This window comes from Saccharothrix coeruleofusca, from assembly GCF_014648515.1.
GTDB lineage: Bacteria > Actinomycetota > Actinomycetes > Mycobacteriales > Pseudonocardiaceae > Actinosynnema > Actinosynnema coeruleofuscum.
This window is the reverse complement of record NZ_BMRG01000034.1, coordinates 21,826-27,906: the sequence shown is the minus strand read 5'-3', so window position 1 is coordinate 27,906 and position 6,081 is coordinate 21,826. Positions and strand designations below refer to the sequence as shown.

Sequence of the window (6,081 nt, the reverse complement as noted above, 5' to 3'; positions counted from 1 at the left end):
TCTGTGGAAGGAAACCGACCCTACCCGGACAGGGCTGTTGCGCTACCAGCCCAGCTCAGAAGCTATGAATAACGCTCAACGTCTCCACCAGCGAAAACATAATCCTTGCAGCAAAAAAGCGGTCATTGGGAGCCGTTGAATGCGGTTCAGCGCTATTGGGCGCGTCCGACGGCTCCCATTCCGCTCCCACTACCCGCTCCCACGTCCTCCTGGAAGTCGCGAACTGCCGCCCGACTCGCACGGACGACATTCCAGCAAGCGCAACCCAGCAGCCGACAGGATCAGCCCAGCCACTGCACCAGCAACAGGTGCACCTCGCGCTGCTCCTCCAAGATCAAGTACACGACCTGGCCGGCCCTGTCCGACCCGAAGCTCCAGTACCGCACCGCCGCACCAGGGTTGTCCTCGTGCTGCGGACGCCCGTTCCACGGCTGCAACTCCAACACCACCAGCACCTCGGCATACGCCGACAGAGCCTCCACGGGCAACGCGGCAGCCTGCTCCAGGCTCGCCGCGTCGGGCACGACGCGATACACCGGCTACTCGGCCCGCCCCTGACGCTGACGCAGCAGCGCCTTCATCTCCTCCAACGACACCGCGTCCGGATTGGCGCCCAAGCGCTGGACCTGCTCAGCCTTGGCCAACATCCGGTAGTAAGAACCCGGATCACGCAGCTCGCCGTAGGCGATGTGCCGCCACTTGCCCAACAGATCCCGTATCCCGGCCAAGTCCTTCGACACCTTGGCCCGCTCCAACACCAACTCCCACTCACGGTCGAACTCCGCCACCAGCATCGGCGTCAACGCAGCCCGGATCGCCACCGGATCAGCCGCAGGCGCCACCGGATCGCCACCGGAGGACACCGACGCAGCAGGAGAAGCCATGCCCCACCCTAACGCCCAACCGCCACGAACGTCCCTGGCCACCGATCACCGACAGGGAAGCCACCACAGTGGAACCACCTGAACGCTACTCACGACCGACGTGGCGAGCACCGAGCCTCCGCAGACCACCGATGCGTCGTCGAGTCCTGTCCAACCGATGACGCGGGCCGCAGTCGCAACGGAAGCACAGCGAAGCTCCTGGTAGACGACTTCTCGATCGAAGCAAGGCCATCGCCCCGAGCCCTGCGCGCCTCTCCGCCCACCCACGATCGACCTGCCCAGTTCACACCTCCGGCTCCTCAGCCAACAACTGCCGCAGCTCGGCACAGGATGGGCAGCAGGGAGGAGAACCCAACCCCGAACACCAAGCCGCAGTCACCCAGCCCGATACCCGTCGACGGCGTTGACGCGTTCAGCGACTCCCACTTTGCTCCCACGGTCCACTCCCACGTGCTCCTCAAGGCCCTGGACCGCCACTCGATACGACCGTAGAACCACATCGGTGCGACACCGGACATTTTCGACTGCTTGATCGACCACCACGAACCTTGCATTCCTAGTCCAGGTTACAACCTTTGCGCCGACTTTTGACACCTACAGGACCGATCACCCTGTGAGGTGTCAAAAGTTGGTCATATGCCCTGACCTGCGGTTAGGCTGCTAGGGGTTCGTACTCGTTGGTCAGGCCGTCAAGGACTGGTCGACGGCGTATTGAGGTGTAGTCCGCCTCTGCGATCGGCCGGTCCGGTCGTGGTGGTGAGAGCTGTAGGGCCTGGTGTGGTCGGCGGTGGTTGTAGTGGGTCGAGTACCGACCGCAGGTGGTGTTCGTTGATGATGAGCAGGCGGTCGATGGCTTCGCGTCTGACGGTTCCGATGAACCGCTCGGCGTGGGCGTTGGCTCGCGGACGCCGTGGCGGGGATCTTCACGACCTGGATGCCTGCGTCGGAGAAGACTGCGTCGAACGAGGTGGTGTACTGGCCGGCCCGGTCGCGGGTGAGGAACCGGAAGTCGTCTGCCCGGTCACCGAGATCCATCAATAGGTTGCGTGCTTGTTGCGTGGTCCACGGGCCGTTCGGATTCGTGGTGGTGCCGAGGATGTGGACGTAGCGGGTGGCGACCTCCATCACGAAGAAGACGTAGACGCGTTTGAGGGTGATGGCGCAGTCGACGTGGAAGAAGTCGCAGGCCAACGTGCTCGCGGCCTGGGCGCGCAGGAACCGCCGCCAGGAGGTGTCGGTGTCGCGCTGGGGCGCGGGCGGTACCCGCAGGCGCCTGAGCACGCGGCGAACCGTTGCAGCGGCTACCCGGTGGCCGAGCTTGAGCAGCTCGCCCTGGATTCGGCGGTAGCCCCACCCGGTGTTCTCCCGGGCCATCCGCGCGATCAACGGCACGACCGTGTCGTCGATCGGAGGTCGGCCGTGCGGCTCGGGTACGTCCACTTCTTCACGACCAGACGTCGGTGCCATCGCAGGAGGGGGCCCGGTGTCACCAACCGGTGTTGCCGTAACCAGCCGGGTAGGCGTCGGACCAACGCGGCGAGCATCGCGCGATCGGCCCAGTCCCACTGTGGGCGGGGGTTGGTTCGGCGCAGCACGGCGACTTCGTGCCGCAGCACCAGCAACTCCACGTCCTTGGCCGCCGACGACCGGCCGAGCAGAACCAAGCAGTCGACGACCCGGACGAAGAGCAGGTACAGCAGTCGTAGCGCCACGCCTCACGATCATGCTCCTACCGCTCGTGGTGCGCGATCACCGCAGTTCAGCGCCTCAGTGCAGACTTCTGAAACCCCACACGGTCTCCGGATCCATCACCCGGCGAGATCGGCGAAGCGGTCGGGGCTCATCTCGGCGGTGACCGGTACGAGGGTGACCCTTGCTCGCGGTCGCCCGCCATTCGCGAGCTTTACCGAATTCGGTGCACGGACGCACGCCGCGGCCCCAGGCCGAGGAGGTCACCCCTGTGGGGTCCAGGGACCCATGTCTCGGGCGGTCTGGGCCAGTGCCCGGATGGGCGGGGTCTCCGCTTCGGTGCGCCACACCATCGCGTACGGCAGTGCGCTCATGTCCCGCACGGGCAGGTAGGTGATGTCCGGCCGGACCCAGTACCGGGTCATGTGGCGGGGGAAGAGGGTGACGACTTCCCCGAGGCTGGTGAGGGTGAAGACCTCTTCGAGGCTCCGCACCGCCGGTCCGCGTTCGATCAAGCGGCCCGTGCGCGTGTGCGGCGGGACGTAGCTGTCGTACCAGTAGCTCGGCACCGATTTGACGTCTACGTGCTGGAAGTCGCCGACCACCTCCAGCGAAATCGACGGGCACCGGGTGAGTTCGTGGCCGGTGGACACGGCCAGCACGCGGGTTTCGGTGAACAAGGTGGGGCCGACGGTGAGGTCGGGTTCTTCCACCGGGAGCCAGGTGACCAGGACGTCCACCTCGCCGCGGCGCAGGCCGGCGAACGGGTCGACGAAGGGCGCGTGCCGGAATTGCAGCCGCCACTCGGCGTGGCGGGCGCGGAAGGCATCCCACAGCGGGCGCAAGTCGTAGGTGTTGATGGGGAGCATGCCGACTCGGAGGAGGTGGGTGACGCCCTGGGCGGCGAGGCGGGCGCGTTCGAGGCTGTCGCGCAGTCCCGCGTAGACCGGCCGCAGGTCGTCGCGGAGTTGGCGGCCGAGCGGCGTAAGACGGACCTGGCGGCGGTTAGCGCGATCGAACAGGACGCCTCCGAGGCGGCGTTCCTGGTGGTTGACCGCCTGGCTGATCCGCGCCTGCGAGACGTGCAGCCGCTCAGCGGTCCGGCCGAAGTGGAGTTCTTCCGCCAGGGTCAGGAAGATCTCGATGTCCCGCAACTCCATGTGCACCTCGGTCTTCAGTTCGGCCCCGGTGCTGGACAGCATACGAGGGGCCGACAACGACACCACGCCGTCAGGTCCGCGGTTGCGACGGTGAGGTGGGAGAAAGTCGAATTCCTGGCGTTGCGATAACCGGTGCGTTATCACCGGGCGTTCGCAGTCGTCGTTGATGGGGGCACGGCGTCCCGGCACAGTGGGAACCGCCCGGAACAGCCCGCGACTCCTGGACCTGACCATGCCCTTGGACATGACGGCAATGCACGCCGTGCACAACGCCCTACGTCGGGAATTGGAGCACATCGCCCGTGTCACCGTGCGGATCGACGACGATCCCCGGCGCGTCCTCCGCACGGCAGTTGGCTGGCGGCTGTTCAAGCGGTCCTTGCGCATCCACCACGGCGCCGAGGACGACGTGCTCTGGCCGATGCTGCGCCAGCGGTTGGCCGACCGGTCGGGTGACCTGGCGGTGTTGGAGGCGGTGGAGGCTGAACACGCCGCCATCGACCAGGTCGTCGCGGCGGTCGACGACCTGGTGGCCCGTCCCGAAGCGGATCGGCTCCGGCTCGGAGACCTCACGGACTCGCTGGTCACCGGTGTGCGCGGCCACTTGAGGCACGAGGAGGAAGTGGTGGTCCCGCTCATCGAACGCGCGTTGACGACAGCTCAGTGGGCGGCCTTCGAGCAGGTCCACAACCTGCGGATGGGCGCCGATGCGCCCCGGCTGCTGCCGTGGCTGTTGGAGGGCGCCGCCCCTGGCAGCGTCGCGCGTGCGCTGGCCACCCTGCCCGACGCCGCCCGCACCGCCTACCACGTCCGGTGGCGGCCCGAGTTCTCCGCGCTCGATCGCTGGCGCGGAGGGGCGTGACGGTCCGCGCCGCCCAGGCCGGATTCCCGAGGAGTTCGAGGTGCCGGCGCTCCGCCGTCGTCGCGTCGTCGATCACGCGCAACCAGCGGGCTCACCCTCCCGGTTCCAAGCGATTGAACGACTGGTGTGTGCCGCCCTGGTTGCCCGAACTCACCGGTTGAGCGGGCCGTGTTGTTCGACGAGGTCGGCGGCGGCGCGGGTGAATTCGGTCTCACCGGTGCGGTGCGCCGGATGGGCCCCATCGGGCGACTGGGGAGTCGTGGAACGGCGCGAGGGCGATGCCAGGGTCGCCGGAGGTAGCGGGTGGCGTGGCCGTGCAGGGATGAGATGGCCCGTCCGGTGGAGATGATGGGCAGCATCTGTTCGGTGCCGGTGACGCGCGACAGACAGGGAAGGGTCTTCCACCGGGGGCGTGGCGGGGACGAGCGCCGCGCGCTGACAGGCGGGATCCGCACCGCCACGACGGTGTGGTCGGCGGGGTCCTCCAGTGGCACGGATTCCGGTCGGCCAGTGAGCGGCCGACGGATGTCGCCGACACGATCGGTCCGGTGAACACGGGCGCCCGCAGTGAGGTCCGATTCCCGCACCAGGAGTCGGAGGATCGCGAGATCGACCTTCCTGCTGAGCAGTTCTTCGAACGGCGCGGCGGAGCTGATGTCGTGGAACTCCGCCCGACAGGGGGCTCGACCGGCACCAGGAGAACCTCGATGTCGCGCGTCTCCACGCTTTGCACCTGTCGTCATTAGTTTCGCTAATGACGACGTTGCGTGATCAGTCGTTGTTCTCCGTCCGACTCGCAACGACGATCACTACTCGTGACGCCTTCCGTTCCCGCCGACCCGACCGTGCTGCACCCGATGCCCGAGCAGCCGCGCGTGGTGCTGCTCAAGCCGCTGGTCACCTCGCCGCTGATCGAGGTGGGGGAGTTCTCCTACTACGACGACCCCGACGACCCGACCGCCTTCGAGACCCGCAACGTGCTCTACCACTACGGGCCGGAGAAGCTGGTCATCGGGAAGTTCTGCGCGCTGGGCGAGGGTGTGCGGTTCATCATGAACGGCGCCAACCACCGCATGGACGGGCCTTCGACGTTCCCCTTCCCGATCATGGGCGGGTCCTGGGCCGACCACTTCGACCTCATCACCGGCCTGCCCGGCCGGGGTGACACCGTGGTCGGCCACGACGTCTGGCTGGGCTACCGGACCATGGTGATGCCCGGCGTGCGCATCGGCCACGGGGCGATCGTGGCCTCCGGATCGGTCGTCGTGGAGGACGTCCCCGACTACGGCATCGTCGGCGGCAACCCCGCCAAGCTCATCCGCCGCCGCTACGACGACACCGACATCGACCGCCTGCTGGCCCTGGCGTGGTGGAACTGGCCGCTCCAGCACATCACCGACCACCTGCGCACGATCATGTCCGGCAGCGTCGACGACCTGGAGGACGCCGCACCCACGCCCCGCTGACCCATCCCAGCACACATGCC

6 protein-coding genes are annotated in these 6,081 nt (G+C 67.4%); 2 read left to right on the top strand and 4 right to left on the bottom strand.

The features are described from left to right. Nucleotides 1-281 precede the first annotated feature (281 nt). From IEZ00_RS35465 to IEZ00_RS35450, 4 genes are all read right to left on the bottom strand, one after another. Nucleotides 282-536 (bottom strand): hypothetical protein, encoded by a 255-nt coding sequence (locus IEZ00_RS35465; RefSeq protein ID WP_189227727.1) that lies wholly within the window; start codon nt 534-536, stop codon nt 282-284. Between the two features lie 3 nt (nt 537-539). Next, nucleotides 540-884, bottom strand: coding sequence for a DUF6247 family protein (locus IEZ00_RS35460; protein WP_189227726.1), 345 nt, complete (start codon nt 882-884; stop codon nt 540-542). Nucleotides 885-1,565: 681 nt separating this feature from the next. After that, nucleotides 1,566-2,351, bottom strand: coding sequence for an integrase (locus tag IEZ00_RS35455; protein ID WP_229796422.1), 786 nt, complete (start codon nt 2,349-2,351; stop codon nt 1,566-1,568). Nucleotides 2,352-2,836: 485 nt separating this feature from the next. Continuing rightward, on the bottom strand, nt 2,837-3,775 hold the full coding sequence (locus IEZ00_RS35450) for a LysR family transcriptional regulator (RefSeq protein WP_229796421.1): 939 nt from the start codon (nt 3,773-3,775) through the stop codon (nt 2,837-2,839). A 202-nt stretch (nt 3,776-3,977) separates the two neighbouring features. Here IEZ00_RS35450 and IEZ00_RS35445 point away from each other — a divergent pair, with 202 nt between their 5' ends. Both IEZ00_RS35445 and IEZ00_RS35440 read left to right on the top strand, forming a co-directional pair. Further along, nucleotides 3,978-4,595 (top strand): hemerythrin domain-containing protein, encoded by a 618-nt coding sequence (locus IEZ00_RS35445; protein WP_229796420.1) that lies wholly within the window; start codon nt 3,978-3,980, stop codon nt 4,593-4,595. Nucleotides 4,596-5,452: 857 nt separating this feature from the next. Then, the gene (locus tag IEZ00_RS35440) at nt 5,453-6,061 is read left to right on the top strand and encodes a CatB-related O-acetyltransferase (RefSeq protein ID WP_189227729.1); all 609 of its coding nucleotides are present in this window, start codon (nt 5,453-5,455) and stop codon (nt 6,059-6,061) included. Nucleotides 6,062-6,081 lie beyond the last annotated feature (20 nt).

What these genes read in the sequence shown, in the direction of transcription:
- IEZ00_RS35460 (WP_189227726.1), bottom strand. Translation starts at nt 884, where the DNA reads ATGGCTTCTCCTGCTGCGTCGGTGTCCTCCGGTGGCGATCCGGTGGCG.
- IEZ00_RS35455 (WP_229796422.1), bottom strand. Translation starts at nt 2,351, where the DNA reads ATGGCACCGACGTCTGGTCGTGAAGAAGTGGACGTACCCGAGCCGCAC.
- IEZ00_RS35450 (WP_229796421.1), bottom strand. Translation starts at nt 3,775, where the DNA reads ATGCTGTCCAGCACCGGGGCCGAACTGAAGACCGAGGTGCACATGGAG.
- IEZ00_RS35445 (WP_229796420.1), top strand. Translation starts at nt 3,978, where the DNA reads ATGACGGCAATGCACGCCGTGCACAACGCCCTACGTCGGGAATTGGAG.
- IEZ00_RS35440 (WP_189227729.1), top strand. Translation starts at nt 5,453, where the DNA reads ATGCCCGAGCAGCCGCGCGTGGTGCTGCTCAAGCCGCTGGTCACCTCG.